Here is a 16,702-nt window from a genome sequence, read left to right on the forward strand (position 1 = left end):
CACGATCCACTTTTTTATTCAGTAGATTCTACAGTTTTTATGGGTTTAAAATGTTCTCGTTTCACTGGATGTTAGTAGCGATTAACTACTTTACGTGTGAAATCGTTGTTCCTACTAAATTAGTATAACTAACAATACAATGAAAGTCAATTCAGTATTTTTAGTTAACTGTCCATTAATATGACCTTTTTAAAATATATATTGAAATACTAAATATGAACATATTATGGCCCCCGGCAATATGCTATTTTTCAATTTAGTTTGATTATCAGGTACTATCCAACACAAAAACGCCCATCGAAACGATAGGCGTCTTAAAATAATCTTCATCTGTTAAAAGTCTCTCCATTGATGATAACTTTTGAGGCACGAAACGGGATGCTTTGGTTCATTAAAAAATAAGGGTCTAATATAGCGTAGAACGATTCCCATTGGAGATCTACTAGCTCATAATCACCATTCTGATCTGAAGTAAGGATTCCTTTGTAAATTTCTTGTAGTTTAGAAAGATCGTCGTTTGACACTTCAAAATCATAATAAGTCATTTGCTCCTCAAATGTTGGAATTGGATAAGCAGCACGGTAATAAGGACGCATAGCTAAATCAAAGGCCTCCCATTTCTCCATCGAAAGCTGATCGTCCCCATCTTGGTTGACCATACGAGCATCTTCATATAACTGCTTGATCACCGGGAAATCCACTTCAGAAATAGTAATATTCAAGTCTTTAATATAATCTTCAAATGTCGGCTCTACATAATACTTGTTGACAATCTCAAAAAACTGAGTCATCTTCTCACCGGATTCTTCTTCCGCTCCACTTTTTGAAAGTGAAATCCACTCATTGTAAAGTTTCTCCATTTGAACGAGGTCGTCATCAGTAAATGCATACTCAAACATACTTATATAAACATCAAATGGTTCAGGCTCCCAGTTGGCAAGGTAATATGGTTTTGTTATTTGATTGATTCGCATCCAGAATTCCCCGGCCTCTTCCCATGATTCAGCCTTTTCTAAAGCCATTGCTTGATTGTAAAGAAGTTCTAGCTCACTAATTTCATCTTCTGTTACTCCGTTCGGCAGGTTTTTCACGAAATAGTCAAAGTCATAGAATTCGGAAAAACTTTCAAGTTCCTTTCCTTCAATTTGGACAATAGCTCCGACCAAAAGATTCATCGTCTTAATTTGTTCATCTGCGAAGCTATGCAAACCAATATGATAACGTTTACCATCATCCCCTTTTACGATTATTTCATTACCCCAACTTTCAAAAACGGTACCTTTGATAATCTGTTCCATTTGAACGTGGGCTTTGGTTTGTCCTACTGCGGCGGAAGTATATGACGGCATCAATACACCAATCCCAAGTGCTATCGCAATGGTAGCAAAAAACATCCTTTTCTTTTCTTTTCTCATAGCTAAATCCCCTTTTTTAGAAATGATTGTGTATTAATTTGACGGATGAACAGGGACTTGTTTCAGTATTCTCAAGATTAATCTAAAGAAATAAGTCCCTTACTAACATGAACAATTTTCTATTCTTCCATATACCTATTTATTGTATGTTCAGACTAGAAAAGTATGACTGTCGAATAGTTTGTAATCCATCTTAATTAGTTATTGTGATTTACTTATATATACTGCAGACATTTCATATAAGGCTAGACTTCGACCAAGAAAATCGTCTTCACTCATTTGTGTATAATGAATCATAACGCTATGTGTTTAAAAGATAGGGTGAGGACGCATGAAGTCTACTGAAAAACAACAAACTGATTTATTAAACGAAGATTATGTAGATGAGATTGATGATGATGAACTGCAAGTATTGGTATTAGAAGCCCAACGAGAGGCACTTTCTGAAGAGAATCCGGATAAATCAAGCCGTAAAACAAAACGTCCATTTCCAAAGTGGGTGTTTTGGCTGACTTCTATCATGTTGGTCTTCAATACATTTGCGGTGATTTTTGAAATTTATTCAATTCCGGCCATTGATTTTTTAAAGACTTCTGCCCGATTGTCATCTCAAAAAGATATTGCTTCTTATAAGAAGTCTGTTGTCGTTATCGTGACTGAAGATAGCAAGGGAACCGGCTTTTCGATATCAAGTGATGGAACCATCCTCACAAACTACCATGTTATCGAAGGATACGATACTGTCACGGTCAAATTTCCTGATGAAGGTCTTATTACCGCCACAGTTGTACATACCTTTCCATCAATTGATCTCGCTGTGCTAGAAACGAATGGTGAGAACTTACCCTATTTACAGCTTGCGGAACAAACGTCGTATGTAGACGATGAGCCCATTTACTTCATTGGCAATCCATTAAGCTTCACAGGCATTGCAAATGAAGGAATGATTATTGGCGACATACTGTTAAGTGGTTGGGAAGAGCCTGTGGTTATGATAAATGCGCCGGTTTTCAAAGGAAATAGCGGAAGTCCCGTAGTGAATCGTAAAGGGCAAGTAATTGGCATTGTGTTCGCCACATTAAAACATGAGGCATATGGTGAAGTTGGATTATTTGTGCCTATTGACGAGTATCACAACCGGCAATAATATCAGTGATTCGAAATCGGTTCAGTACCAGTCAACTTTCTGTCCCCTTCACGATGACATTAATTTATTGAAGTAAACACATCAAAGAAACCAGCCACAAACGAACATGACTGGTTTCTTTTTCACTACTGGGAACTTTATATCCCCATATTTCAACGTACTGGAGACTCAGCACCTACTGCGCCATATTTAGCTTTTGCTTCGAGGCGACGACTGTGTAAAATTGGCTCGGTATATCCATTTGGCTGGTCACAACCTTTAAAAACAAGATCACACGCTGCCGCAAATGCAACCGACTCATCAAAGTTAGAAGCCATTGAACGATATAATGCATCTCCAGCATTTTGCTCATCAACAATTTGTGCCATACGCTTCATCGTTGCTACTACTTGCTCTTCCGAACAAACTCCTTGATGTAGCCAGTTGGCAATATGTTGACTAGAAATACGTAATGTTGCACGATCTTCCATGAGATTAATATCATTAATATCAGGGACTTTAGAACAGCCAACACCTTGGTCAATCCAACGTACAACATATCCAAGAATACCTTGGGCATTGTTATCTAGTTCTTGTTGAATTTCTTCAGCTGACCAGTTAGGATTTTCAGCTAATGGAATTTGCAAGATTTCGTCTTGTAGATTTTGTGAGGTTAAAATTCCTCTTTGTACTTTGCCAACGTCTACTTGATGGTAATGTAAAGCATGTAATATTGCCGCCGTGGGTGACGGTACCCATGCGGTATTCGCACCCGCTTGTGGATGGGCAGCCTTTTGCTCCAACATCGCCGACATTAAGTCAGGCATCGCCCACATTCCTTTACCGATTTGAGCCCGGCCTGGTAATCCGCAATTTATCCCGACAACAACGTTGGATGCTTCATATGCTTCTAACCAAGTTGTTTTTTTCATTTCACTTTTGCGGATCATGACGCCCGCTTCCATGGATGTATGAATTTCATCCCCCGTACGGTCTAGGAATCCAGTATTAATGAATGCAATTCTTTCTTTTACTTCTTTAATACACGCTTTCAAGTTGAGTGATGTACGGCGCTCCTCATCCATGACCCCGATTTTCAGAGTGTTGCGAGGTAAGTCTAAAATATCTTCAATGCGATTAAATAACTTGTTAGCAAATGCTACTTCTTTGGAACCATGCATTTTCGGTTTTACAATGTAAATAGAGTTGTGGTCAGAGTTTTTAAAAGGTACATCTTCTTTTAAGTTGTGTTTTGCAATTAATGATGTAAGAACGCCATCAATAATACCTTCCGGAACTTCTTCTCCATCTTTATCCAGAATTGCATTATTCGTCATTAGATGGCCTACGTTTCGAACGAACATTAGTGAACGTCCAGCTAAAGTGACCGTTTCACCATTCGGTGACGTGTATGTACGATCAGGGTTTAATGTACGTGTAAAAGTGTTATTGCCTCTTTCAAAAGAAGAAGTTAAATCACCTTTCATTAAGCCTAACCAATTGCGGTAAACATGTACTTTATCTTCTGCATCTACAGCGGCAATGGAGTCTTCACAATCCATTAAGGTTGAAAGTGCTGCTTCCAAATAAACATCTTTCATACCCGCCAAGTCGTTTTTCCCAATTGGATGATTCCGGTCAATTTGGATTTCAATATGCATACGATTATTAACTAACAAAATGGCGGTTGGGGCTTCAGGTAGACCTTGGTAGCCTGAGAACTTTTCTGTGTTTTGTAACCCTGTTGTTTGCCCATCGCTAAATGTAGCAGACAATTTCCCGTCAATGATTTCATATTTAGCAACATTTGTGTGTGAAGTGCCAACTAAGGCAACAGTTTCATCAAGGAATCTTTTGGCGAAACCGATTACTTTCGCTCCACGTACTGGATTGTATCCTTTCCCTGACTCCGCGCCGCCTTCGACATTGATCACGTCTGTTCCATATAAAGCATCATAGAGGCTTCCCCAACGTGCGTTTGCTGCATTTAGCGCATAACGGGCATTATCCACTGGTACAACCAACTGTGGCCCCGCTTGTCTAGCTACTTCACTGTCTACATCTTTAGTCGAAATGGTAAAATCATCAACTTTGGGCTCAAGATAGCCGATTTCTTGTAAAAATAATTTATACTCGTCAAAGTGGAATTTCCCTTTATGTTCATTATGCCAATTATTAATCGCCTCTTGTAAGTGTGTACGCTCAGCTAATAATTGTTTGTTTTCCGGAGATAATTCATGAATGAGTGCGTCGAAACTAGTCCAAAATTTCTCTTGTTCCATCCCTAGACCAGGCAGTACATCAGAATTAACAAAATCGTAAAGTAGTTGTGAAACTTGTAGGTTATTGACCTTATTATATTTATGCATGGTTTACATCCCCTTTTAATTTGATAAATAATGATGTTAAATCATAAATCCTATAACAATTATCCATTTTTCCTATTTACCCACTTCCATTTCGACTGTGAATTTGTCCCAATCAATGAATTTCTCCATAAAGATTGATAGAAAGACACCCATCATGAGACCGTTTGAAAGTAACGGTAGAAATAGAGCGGGAACACTGCCGAATAATTCTGGCGGGAAATTCATGATACTTACACCAATTAGTACTGGGCCCGCTATGCGGAATATTGTTATAGAGTTGAAAAAAGTACCCTTCAAGCTATTCAACGAAGTCCCAAACAATTGAAGGTAGGCGACAAATAAAACAGCATTTCCGACCGTTAAAGGCATTGTTCCTAGAAAGCCCACAAATGAAGGGATAAACCCGAGTGACATGAACATGAACCCGCTAATAATAAATGGTGTCTTTTTTAATAAATTTGTACTTTCCAAAAATCCGATTGTGGATGTAAATGGCGTAAAAGGAACTAAGCCGAAAATCGCGGAGATCAATGCCAAAAAACCCGTTACAAAAATCGATCTTTTATATTGAGTATTGTTAACTTCTTCCTTGTATAGGTCCGCGGTAGCCTTTATGGAGGCGAAAGTATTCGTTAAATTCAATAGACCTGCTACAAACGCGACAAATATTATCCCTAACTCCAAGTTTGGTGTCCCAAAAGGAAAAATTGTAAATGCTACGTTTCCCGAACTTGATACTGGAAAATCTGACGGAAAAATGATTCGATATAATAACCATCCTACAATTATACCGATAAGTATGGAAAAGTTACCCACTCCTTTTCCGCCTTTAATTTTTAACAGACTTACGAAAAAGACAACACCAATTGAAAATAAACTAACAGGTAAATCAATTGTTCCATTTTCACTTATTTTAAACATTCCTTTGAAAAAAATAAAAATTAGATGGAACGTTAGTAAGAATATATATACGCTTATAACCATAGGTGTAACTATTTTTTGTACAATAGATATGAGATTAAATAGTGCAATCAGAACGGTTACAGCTCCTGAAAGAAGAATCCCGGTTGCGATACCACCCCCGACAGTTGCAAAATCCAGTCCGAGTGCCGATGCGGATATCCCCATATTTAATAATAATCCCCACATGAGTCCCGAATGACCCTCCATTAAAGGATAACGATGCCCAATCCAAGCTTGTAGAATACAAGCCAGTCCCGTAAAAATAAAAGAGTATCTGATCGTCATTTCTATTATTTCCGCTGGCAACTGGAACGCGGCTCCAACAGAAATCGGAACAACAAGTGTGTTAGCAAATATAAAAAAAAGCCACTGAAATGAAGACAACATTGTTACAGTAGCCCTTTGCTTAAGCATCGTAATCATCACCGCTTCCAGAAGCATTCATTTTCTATTGTTTCACACAATTCTTTTTCTTATATTAAATAGCGGTTCTTTCCCGATTTATCGACTCCATAGTCTTGCCGGATTCTAGTATTTTGTTATATCCATCGGCAGTTTACCCGCGGCAAACCCCACAAACATAAAACGACCATTTCCTGTATTACGCATTCCGTGAATTTGATTAGGCTTAGCTAATAGTACCATTCCTTGTTTAATTGGGATTTCATTCTCCAGGTCCGGGAAATAAATCCCTTCCCCTTCAATGCATACCCACATATCGTCGACATTCGAATGGGAGTGTGTGTATACTTCTTGCCCCGGCTCCAGGCACCAAATCGCCCCTACTGTTTTGTCTGTCTCATAGAAATAGTTTTTCTGAGGCTCGTTCGGATCAAACTTTGCTATTTTATCAATTTCAAAAATTCTTTCCGCCATAATCTCTTCTATATTTGTCAAAGTCGCTTTCTCCCCCACACTAACCACCCCTTTTATAGGTTAAATCCTTCGTTTTCATTACTCTTTTGAATTCATGAAAACTCATTTGTAACTATAGGAAACTTATTTTATTTTGCAAAAGCATTTTTATTATCATATGCATTATTATGAATCACATCTGAAATAAGGTAATCATACACAGCATCGACTATGTCAATTCCGTTCACTGCATTTTCTTTTTCCCTTGCAGCACTTCTCTGCCCTGGGTAAGATACCTGCTTAAATCCGGGAGCTGGTTTACTATTGTTCAAATCAACCATCGTGTCAGTAATATTTTGCTTGAAATTCCTTAATCCAGTGAAAACCTCGGGATTAATTACGATATGAAGCTGACCTAAATTCCTATATTCAGTAAGATCTTCGTACATCGACGAAACTTTATTCCCAAATGGCAGACCTAAAAGGATGCCTGATAATACATCGACCATCATCATGAGTACGTATCCTTTTGGACCCGCAATTGGCAATAAAGCATTCACTTTAAATGGATCTGTTGTCGGCTCTCCATTTACATCGACCGCCCAAGTATCGGAAATCGGTTCATTTTTTGACCGGGCATGTAAGACTTTCCCCCAAGCTTGAACAGTTGTTGCCATATCAAAAAGTATGTGATCTTCGCCGTTCCCCGGGGCTGCAAAAGCAATTGGATTTGTTCCATAATATGGTTCTGCTCCTCCATACGGAACTACCATCGGGTCGGATTGACATAGAGAAATCCCGATAAGATTAGCTTGGGCTGCCTTTTCAACAAAGTACGAAAGAGCGCCACTATGACTAATCCGCCTCACTCCTACAACCGCAATACCGTTTTCTTTAGCCATTTTTATCGCTTCATCCATTGCTAAATTTGCTGCAACATGGCCTGCTCCATTGTCACCATCAAAGATAGCCGAACAAGGACCCGTCTTTTCATAAGTGAAAATGGGACTTGTATTGATTCCACCTTTGGCAATTCTTTCGGCGTAATATTCTACACGCATTGCACCGTGAGAATGGACTCCCCGCGCGTCGGCATGCGCAAGAACATCCGCTACGCCTTCCGCATGGTCTTCGGATAATCCAGCTTTATTGAGCTTCGTTTTCATTAATTCCCTCAACTCTTGTTTTGTTACTTTCAACGCGTACACCTGCTCTCTTCTCTTATCATGAAATTCTGCATAAAACAGAAGGCGTCAAGCTATGTTCCATTCGCTTAACGCCCCACTTTGCTTGATTTTGTTTCTAAATTGATGTCACTTTTTATAATTCGACATCACGGTTACAATCTTTGGAGTAGACGTACGTTAAATTTTCCCTTCCAATCGCATACGCCGCTTGATGAACGTATGGACCCATGAAAATATAATCACCTTTTTTTACTGGGACCCACTTGTTATCCAGATTATACATTCCTTCTCCAGACAGTAAATAAGCACCATGCTCTTGCACATGTGTTTCAATAAACGGATGACTTGCTGCTGGGTCGAAAGAAAGAATATGGAAGTTCATGTCAAAATCTATATCCGTTGGTAAAAGATCTTTCAGATTTACGTTGTGCATACCATCGTAAATCTGATACGCAATCTTATTCGCATGGTTTGAAACCACCCACGGTTTCTTTCCTTCAAGTGGACGATATTTCTGCTTATAGAGGAACAGTTTGGAATCAGTATCCCCGAGATTTTCCAAGTACATTTTTGTTCCAGGCGGGCAATACAAATAACCACTTTCTTCGAGAGTAAAATCTTGATCATCAGCAGATGCCTTGATGGCTCCTTCAATGACATAAACGAATGTTTCAACATCCGATTGTCCGCCAAACCCTTCACTATTTCTCCCGCCTTTTTGCATTGTCACCACGTAATCGACAAAGCTTGCTCCAAGTTTTGGTGAACCCAGAATTGAAATAATACAATTCTCAAAGCCGGGAACAACATTATTCACCAAACCTTCTGGTGCGATTAATGCATATTTACCATGCTCAATGATTGATCTGCTTGCTAATAAATCCTTAGGATAACCCATTCTATAAACTCCCCTTCTTATCTTTATTCTAGATATGCTAGTTCATATAGAGTCGCAATCAATGCTTTAACTCCTTCAGCTAAATCTGCGGGCTCCGTGTATTCTGCCGGATTATGACTAATCCCATCTCGGCTTGGAACAAACAACATAGCTGTTGGAACAGTTTCAGCGAAAATTTGAGCATCATGACCTGCTCCGCTATGCATTAATTTGTAATTTAAATCATTTTTTTTGCATTGATTTTCGATGATTTCCACAATCTTAGTATCCATAGGAACTGGGTCGGCATCTAACCACATATCTATGGATGTTTGTACTGCATGTTCATTGGATTTATCATTTATGTTTTTTGTAAGCATCTCAGTAAACTGAACGATAGCTTTTTTGTCAGTATGACGTACATCTACGGTGAAAATAACTTTACCTGGTACAACATTAACGATATTTGGACTGACTTCCATTTTTCCGACTGTCATTACTAGCGGATCGCCTAGTCGCTTCGCTAAACTGATTAGATCATAAATCATATGGCTAGCCGCATATACCGCATCCTTACGGTATCCCATCGGCGTTGTACCAGCGTGGTTCGCTTCACCTGTTACTTCAATCGTAAAACGCCTTTGTCCGACAATGCTATGTACAACCCCTACAGATTTCTTCTCAGTCTCTAGTACATTGCCCTGTTCCACATGAATTTCTACGAAAGCCTTCAAGTCCTGACGCGGAGCTTTCGTTTCGTCCCTAAAAGTATATCCTGATTCATTCATTGCTTTTACAAAAGGAATTCCATTAAAGTCCTTAATCATCTCTACGTCTTTCCGGTTTGCGGTACCAACTATATTCTTCGAACCCCAGAAAGCATAAGGAAAACGACTACCTTCCTCTTCTGCCAAAGATACAATTTCTAGGTTTCGTATCGGTTGCCCGTGATATTTCTTTAAATATTTTATCGCAAGAATCCCTGCTACAATTCCAAATTGTCCATCATATAATCCACCATTTGTTACAGTGTCGATATGGGATCCTGTAAGAATTGTCTCACTTGTGTCAGTACCCTCTACTATTCCACTTAGGTTTCCAATTTCATCATAGCGTGCTACAAAGCCTTCAGTTTCCATCCAGTCTTTCAAAGCCAACTGGGCTGCATCCCATTCCTCTGAATAGAGTAAGCGAGATACCCCTCCTGTCGAATCTCTCCCAAAGCCGCCTAACCACCTGAGCCTCTCGGTAATCTCCGTAGCCAAACTTTCAAAATCTAGCTCTTCTCTACTTTGGATTAAATCGTGCATTTTTATCAACCCCTCTTCACAATAAAATATCTAATGATTGCTTTAGTATAATTTATTTAATTTCGAGTCTATTTAGCTACTACCTACTATTATAAATATCATCACTCAATTAGTCATTATCGCAATTAAACAAAAACTCTGCCGGTATTTGTTCACTATAGATAAAACCATCTTCCTCTACTTGCATAGAACCTTTTCTTAATAACTAATTAGTAATTTTTCCATATCGGTGATATTTCCATTTTCAAAAATAATATTACCGTTGACAATAGTTACGTTCACCTTTCCTTGAAACTTTTTCCCTACATAAGGAGAATGCTTGTGACGATAAAACAAGTCTTCTCCCTCTAGCACGAAACTCACTTTAAGATCGACAATGGTAAGATCGGCATCGCTCTCAACTGCAATTGTTCCTTTCTGCGGATAAAGCCCGAATAGCTTGGCGGGATTCGTAGCGGTTAATGCAACAACTGTTTCCAATGGCAGCTTCCGATTAAAATGCCCTTCCGTTAACATAACGTTCAGTGTAGACTGGGCACCTGAAATCCCGCCCCACGCTGTAAAATAGTCCCCGTTCTCTACCTCTTTCATTGATGCAGGTGCTGGTGAGTGATCGGAAGCTATGACATCAATCTCACCGTTTACAATGGCAGTCCATAAATCTTCAAGTTCATGCTTATCGCGAAGTGGAGGACAGCATTTTGCCATACCGCCTTTTTCCTCCAAGTCTTTTATTGTTAACGATAAATAATGCGGGCATGTTTCAACTGTAATATCTACGCCTCTATTTTTCGCTTCACTAATTTCTTTTACTACTTGTCGACTGCTTGCATGAACAATGTGCAGCTTACAGCCCGTAGCTTCGGCATAGGAAATAATCCTTCTAACCGCTTCAATTTCTGAAATGATTGGTCTTGATTCCACAAAATCCTTTGCAGATGTTTTATTTTGGCTTTGCTTTTCTTCAGCAAGCTGATTGCAAATGACTGTGCTCTCAGCATGAACAGCCAAGAGAGAGCCAATAGAAGCAATTTCACTCATCCCTTTAAAAATCGTACTATCATCAACATGATTAAAATCGGCAATACCGCTTGGGGACATAAAAGCTTTAAATCCAATTACTCCATTCTCGTGTAGCTCTTTTATATCCTGTATATTTTCCGGCACAAGCCCACCCCAGAAGCGATAATTAACAACCGACTTTTCCTCGGAAGCAGCCCGTTTCAACTCCAAATTTTCCTTATTGATAGTTGGGGGCGTACTGTTTAATGGCATATCAAAGTAAGTAGTCACTCCTCCCGCAGCGAGGCTTCTACTTCCTGTTTTAATACCTTCCCATTCAGTTCTTCCGGGCTCGTTGAAGTGAACATGTGTATCGATTAATCCTGGAAGGATGTGCTTGCCTTGAGCATCGATTTCCCTTTCGGCAGTTGCTTCAAGCATCCTGCCAACCGAAATTTCTTTGATTTTCCCTTCTTTAATAGCAATATCCCCTTGGATAGTCGAATCTGCTGTTACAATTTTTCCGTCTCTAATAATTAAATCATACATTACCATAAGCTTCTCCCCCTCAATTGAATTACGGATAGTACTAGCAATAACTCCTCCCATTCATGAGAGGAGCCGCTAAAGTTTCACTATACTTATACCAATGCAGATACTTTTTCGTTATACGTTATTAATTCACCAACAGGGTCTCCTACAATGCCATGATCTAAATCGAATACTAAATTCCCACGAACAAAAGTCTTCGTAACTCGACAATTAATGTTTCTACCGATGTATGGGCTATGTTTGTGACGGTAATAAAGATCCTCTTTCTTCACTATATAAGATTGGCTCGCGTCAACAAGGATAATATCTGCATCTTTTGATATAGCGATTTCTCCCTTGGTAGGCATATTGAAACGTCTTGCCGGATTTGTTGCAATCATGCGTACAAAATCAGTCACAGGAACATTTCGTTTTAAAACTGCTTCATCGAACATTAAATCAACGTTATTTTGACAGCCTGTAATCCCACCCCAGACTTCAAAAATGTTATTTGTGTCACTTTGTTTCATGTCTGGCGGACACGGCGAGTGATCTGACGTGAGCATATCAATCTTACCTTCAATTAATTTGCCCCATAATTTCACCTGTTCTTCCTCATTGCGAAGCGGTGGTGAACATTTTGCAACTGGACCGATTTCTTCGAACTGGGCAGTCGTAATTGTAAAATAGTGAGGACAAGATTCGACGGTTACATCTTGGCCTCCGTTTTGTGCTTCAATAATTTTATCGACAGCTTCTGCTGTACTAATGTGAACAAAATGTAGCTTACAGCCTGTTTCTTTCGCTAAAAATAGTGCTCGTTTCACCGCTTCGACCTCTGTAAATACCGGGCGTGATGCAACATAGTCCGTAGCAGTCAAGTTACCTTGTTTAACCGCTTCTTCAGCAAGACGATCCGTAATAACAGCGTTTTCAGCATGAATTGACAGTACATGACCCAGTTTAGCCAACTTTTTCATACCTGCGTACAGAGTAAAATCATCAACATTTGTGAAATCGTCCGGAATGTCCGACCCACATGTTGACATGAAACATTTAAAAGCAACGACGCCTTCGTCAGAAAGTTCCTCTAGATTATCGATATTACCGGGAACAAGACCGCCATACAATGCGAAGTCAACATAGTTCTTTCCTTTTGCAGCTTCCAGCTTTGAGCGTAAAGACTCCCTGTCTACTGTCGCAGGCAATGCATTTAATGGCATATCAACATAACTTGTTGTACCACCTGCAGCCAACGCTTTAGTTCCCGTTACAAAACCTTCCCATTCTGTACGTCCAGGTTCACAAATATGAACGTGGGTATCAATCATACCCGGCATTACATATTGCCCTTCGGCATTTATGGTATTGAGAGCTTCGTCATCTATCTTTTCAGCAATAGCAGAGATTTTACCATTTTTAATTGCGATATCAACATTCCTTACTTCATCCCTAAAAACTACTTTTCCGTCTTTTATTAGTAAGTCATACTTCATATCGTTTCCCCCTTAGATTGGTTGAACAATTCTTAACTACGTCTAACTGTTTCCGATAAGCTGACAGTCGTTGCCCTATCAAGCGGTTTTGGAGCTACTTTTATTATGTCACCTTGTTCCTCTACACTTCTAGAAGCGAATAATCCCTTAGTTACCAGTGTGAAATATATAATAGATGCTAAAATAGAACCGGTGAAAAACGAAACATCATATAAAGATTTAAAGAATGGAACGACCTGGCCAATCAAGCTTATGAAACCTGCACCTAATGTAGCAATTATCGCCGGCACATGAATGCCATTCGTATAACTGTATTTTCCGTTTGCTGAGTACAAATCCTTCATATCTAAATCCTTTTTAGCAATGAAAAAGTAATGAGTGAGCATAACCCCAATTACTGGACTTAATAGACCCCCGATAATGTTTAAGAATGTGAAGATGCTCGTAGCGTTCTCCATCAGCTTCCAGGGCATTATGATTATTCCGACGACAGCTGCAAGCAATGCACCTGTTTTGAAACTGAGGTGTTTTGGAAATAGAGCGGACAATTGGTAACCTGCAGGAATAATATTACCCGTAATATTTACAGCTAGTGTTGTCATGCAAATTGTTAAAACAGATATTCCGATAGCGAAGTCACTATTGAAACGATCAACCACATCAAGTACATTCCAAATCGGTGTGCCAAATGCCACTTCTGAACCGACAATGACCGCAATAGCTGCAATTGCAAATAATAAGTAGGTAGTAATAAGACCAGCAATTTGACCAATTGACTGATCTTTTTGTGACCGGGCTTCTTTCGTAAAGTCGGAAGCGCTTACAATTGGAGCAGCCCATGTTGCTAATATTGCACTTATGCTGGCAAAGAATATAAGTGTCGTATTTCCATCTACTCCTTTTGACGAATATTCAAGGATTGGCGTAATTCCTCCAGCCAATTGAATTGCCCAAATGGCCATTCCTCCAAATACTACATATACAAGTGGCGATAATAACTTTGTAAATTTACCAAGTATTCTCATACCGCCAAAAACAAATAGTATATTAAATGTCCAGAATACTAGAAATGAAATTAACCCTGGCAAGCTTAGACCAAAAAAATCCCAGTTTCCTCCCAGCTGGAGATAGGCCGGCCATAGTTTACCTATCAGGATGGTGAAAGCAGGACTACCTGCATAAGTTTGAAATCCAAACCACATAATAGCAGCGATACAACCTCTAATAATTCCCGGAAGCATTGCCCCTCTTATACCGTAAGAGGTTCTTAATAGCATCGCAAAAGGAATTCCATATTTAGCTCCCGCATGACCACTTAACACCATTACTAAAGCTAGAATGATGGCCGCAATCATGATGGACCAGAATACTTGACCAATTGATAGACCAAGGGCGAAAAAACCGCCGATCGTGACATAAGCTGGAACGTTATGTATATTCCCCATCCAGATAGAAAAGTAGTTTTCCATTTTCCAGTTTCTTTCGTCGGGTTTTGTCGGCAATAGTTCTTTATTAAATTCTAAATCTAGTTTCATTGGAGCTTTAGGTTGCTTCAAAGTGACCCTTCTCCCTTAAATAGTTTCTTTGTACTAACCATATCTACCAAGAAAAAAACGGAATCAGGCAAACGATTTCATGTTAAATTCAAATGCATCAATCATTCGCTTTTCCCATTCTGACTATTCGCCAAAATCTTATAACCATTATAAGCGTTATCTTCACAGATATCATTGTCCACTATAAACAATTTCAATGGATGTATTTTGTGCGATGTAATCCGAATAATTTAAACTTTCACCTAGATAAAACAATTCTAACACAGTTATGTATACGGCATTGATCGTTTATGAACAAAAAAACTGACTCTTCAAAGTCAATGTATTAATGACTTTCGAGTCAGCCTTTTCATCTTTTCTTGTTTAAACAAAGTTAAGCTGATATAAAAAATATTCACTGTTTTTTATTTCAACTTACAGATTTGGTCGCATCAACAGGTTTCAGTCCTTCTCAAAAATCGTACCCTTTTTGAACTTTGAATCTTTAAATGTGAATTTCATTAGGAGAATATACGCAATACCTGCCACTATTACGCCAATAATCCATGCCAGTTCCACTTTCATAAAGGCGGCACCGGCACCGATAACCAATGCAATCATTGCGCATGGATTATATCCGGCAAAAGGACCATCTTCTTCGTACAAATCTTCCACATTCACTTTTTGCTTTCTCAATATATAATATTCAATTAATAAAATAGAAACAATCGGACCCAAAAATGCGGAATAGATGAGGATGAACATACCAAGGCCCTTTGCCGAGGAATCTTGGACAAGTACCCAAGGAAAAGAGCATAAAGCAAGCAATCCGGTTACAATAACTGCAGCTTTATATTTCATTTTTGTAAGCAATGTAATGACATAAGTAGGCGGAATAATGTTGGCAACCATATTTACTGCAATTACACCAATAACAATAAAGGCGGATACAAAGATTGTAATATACGGGTTATCCACCACAATTGCAAATGCTTTAACAGGATTGGAAATCCCGGTTGCGGAGGCAAGCATTGCCCCGATTGTAAGTGTCAGTCCATACGCTATTAAAATGGGTGAAAAATATAAAAAACCTCTTTTTGCGTCACTGATACCCGACTTGAGTTCTCTTGAATAATCTCCAGCACTTAAAAAGATTGCCGCATAATTCCCTAGGAACATCATAATAAATGCAAAGAACGGCAAGCCCCATGAGCCTTTTGCATGAACCCATTTCTCTGTAATAACAGTGCTATGAGCTGTTAGAAGAACGCTAAATACATAGATTAGAGCTAGCATAATAACAATAGACGCGAGTGATTCCACCCATTTAATGGCATGGAATCCATAAAGTGAAAGTACAATTTGTACCAACTGAAGCACTACAAAGCAAACGAAGATATTATCAAAGGCGCCTCCCGAAACAATCTTCACAATTTCATTTAATGCAGTACCGCCAATCCAGCTTTGAAAACCATACCAAACGATGGCGGGAACACCGCGTAATAGTGACGATATGATGGAACCCTTCACACCGAAGGACATTCTCAGCTGTACAACGTAAGGTATCCCGGTTTTGTAACCGAGCCTGTCATTTAGAGCAAAGAAAGTTGAAATGATACCAATAGCTAGGATAGCTGCGGCAAATGTCTGAAAGATGTTTAGCGTTGCGACTCCCGCTACAACCAGACTAGCTCCAAGCGTCATATTACCTAAATTAACGCCGTCACCAATCCACATAAACAGATAGGGTATCGGACCTACCGATCTATCCGCATCGGTTCTGGGTTTTAGTGATTCATCCACACCCGTAGTTCGTTGTATCTGTGGCTCCGTTGTAACGTTACTTTCTATTTTTACCGTCATTGTCCATCCCACTCCTTTTTTTCACGTATGCCATCTTACTGATTATGCAGCCGTTGACAAGTTTAGGCTTTTATTTTTGTGAACTGGAATTGAAACATTTTCCTCTCAGAGTAAAATCTTCACTGATTTCGGACGCTCAACAATTGGAAGCTTTTGTTTGTTTCAAAGAATTC

The 16,702-nt window shown here is 39.2% G+C and carries 12 protein-coding genes; 1 reads left to right on the forward strand and 11 read right to left on the reverse strand.

Annotation, left to right across the window (positions count from 1 at the left end; all coding sequences use genetic code 11):
- Positions 1–326 precede the first annotated feature (326 nt).
- Positions 327–1,415: a hypothetical protein gene (locus HDC33_RS07980; RefSeq protein WP_179391932.1), complete on the reverse strand. Its 1,089-nt coding sequence runs from the start codon at positions 1,413–1,415 to the stop codon at positions 327–329.
- Between the two features lie 331 nt (positions 1,416–1,746).
- On the opposite strand from HDC33_RS07980, the gene HDC33_RS07985 reads away from it, so the two are divergent.
- Positions 1,747–2,562, forward strand: a complete 816-nt coding sequence (locus HDC33_RS07985) for a S1C family serine protease (RefSeq protein WP_179391933.1) — start codon at positions 1,747–1,749, stop codon at positions 2,560–2,562.
- Between the two features lie 152 nt (positions 2,563–2,714).
- Here the strand turns inward: HDC33_RS07985 and HDC33_RS07990 are convergent, their stop codons facing one another.
- From HDC33_RS07990 to HDC33_RS08035, 10 genes are all read right to left on the reverse strand, one after another.
- A complete protein-coding gene (locus HDC33_RS07990) occupies positions 2,715–4,910 on the reverse strand; it encodes a malate synthase G (RefSeq protein ID WP_179391934.1) in 2,196 nt (731 codons plus the stop codon).
- A 72-nt stretch (positions 4,911–4,982) separates the two neighbouring features.
- Positions 4,983–6,296, reverse strand: coding sequence for a uracil/xanthine transporter (locus HDC33_RS07995; RefSeq protein ID WP_255457319.1), 1,314 nt, complete (start codon positions 6,294–6,296; stop codon positions 4,983–4,985).
- Between the two features lie 105 nt (positions 6,297–6,401).
- Complete coding sequence (locus HDC33_RS08000; protein WP_370457423.1) at positions 6,402–6,788, reverse strand: cupin domain-containing protein; 387 nt, start codon at positions 6,786–6,788, stop codon at positions 6,402–6,404.
- An 89-nt stretch (positions 6,789–6,877) separates the two neighbouring features.
- Complete coding sequence (allD, locus tag HDC33_RS08005; protein ID WP_179391935.1) at positions 6,878–7,927, reverse strand: ureidoglycolate dehydrogenase; 1,050 nt, start codon at positions 7,925–7,927, stop codon at positions 6,878–6,880.
- A 121-nt stretch (positions 7,928–8,048) separates the two neighbouring features.
- Positions 8,049–8,813, reverse strand: coding sequence for a (S)-ureidoglycine aminohydrolase (gene allE / locus HDC33_RS08010; RefSeq protein WP_179391936.1), 765 nt, complete (start codon positions 8,811–8,813; stop codon positions 8,049–8,051).
- A 23-nt stretch (positions 8,814–8,836) separates the two neighbouring features.
- The gene (allC, locus tag HDC33_RS08015; protein ID WP_179391937.1) at positions 8,837–10,102 is read right to left on the reverse strand and encodes an allantoate deiminase; all 1,266 of its coding nucleotides are present in this window, start codon (positions 10,100–10,102) and stop codon (positions 8,837–8,839) included.
- 198 nt (positions 10,103–10,300) lie between these two features.
- Positions 10,301–11,659 carry an allantoinase gene (locus tag HDC33_RS08020; RefSeq protein ID WP_179391938.1) on the reverse strand — a complete coding sequence of 453 codons (1,359 nt, stop codon included), beginning with the start codon at positions 11,657–11,659 and terminating at the stop codon, positions 10,301–10,303.
- 86 nt (positions 11,660–11,745) lie between these two features.
- Entirely contained in the window at positions 11,746–13,131 is a 1,386-nt protein-coding gene (gene allB / locus HDC33_RS08025; protein ID WP_179391939.1) for an allantoinase AllB, read from the reverse strand.
- Between the two features lie 32 nt (positions 13,132–13,163).
- Positions 13,164–14,687, reverse strand: coding sequence for an allantoin permease (allW, locus tag HDC33_RS08030; protein ID WP_255457320.1), 1,524 nt, complete (start codon positions 14,685–14,687; stop codon positions 13,164–13,166).
- 441 nt (positions 14,688–15,128) lie between these two features.
- Positions 15,129–16,529 (reverse strand): NCS1 family transporter, encoded by a 1,401-nt coding sequence (locus tag HDC33_RS08035; protein WP_179391940.1) that lies wholly within the window; start codon positions 16,527–16,529, stop codon positions 15,129–15,131.
- Positions 16,530–16,702 lie beyond the last annotated feature (173 nt).

The organism is Sporosarcina sp. JAI121 (genome assembly GCF_013408665.1).
Lineage (GTDB): Bacteria > Bacillota > Bacilli > Bacillales_A > Planococcaceae > Sporosarcina.

Coding starts and splice junctions, on each gene's coding strand:
- allC (WP_179391937.1), bottom strand. CDS start 10,102: ATGCACGATTTAATCCAAAGTAGAGAAGAGCTAGATTTTGAAAGTTTG.
- HDC33_RS07980 (WP_179391932.1), bottom strand. CDS start 1,415: ATGAGAAAAGAAAAGAAAAGGATGTTTTTTGCTACCATTGCGATAGCA.
- HDC33_RS07990 (WP_179391934.1), bottom strand. CDS start 4,910: ATGCATAAATATAATAAGGTCAATAACCTACAAGTTTCACAACTACTT.
- HDC33_RS08035 (WP_179391940.1), bottom strand. CDS start 16,529: ATGACGGTAAAAATAGAAAGTAACGTTACAACGGAGCCACAGATACAA.
- HDC33_RS07985 (WP_179391933.1), top strand. CDS start 1,747: ATGAAGTCTACTGAAAAACAACAAACTGATTTATTAAACGAAGATTAT.
- allE (WP_179391936.1), bottom strand. CDS start 8,813: ATGGGTTATCCTAAGGATTTATTAGCAAGCAGATCAATCATTGAGCAT.
- HDC33_RS07995 (WP_255457319.1), bottom strand. CDS start 6,296: ATGATTACGATGCTTAAGCAAAGGGCTACTGTAACAATGTTGTCTTCA.
- HDC33_RS08020 (WP_179391938.1), bottom strand. CDS start 11,659: ATGGTAATGTATGATTTAATTATTAGAGACGGAAAAATTGTAACAGCA.
- allB (WP_179391939.1), bottom strand. CDS start 13,131: ATGAAGTATGACTTACTAATAAAAGACGGAAAAGTAGTTTTTAGGGAT.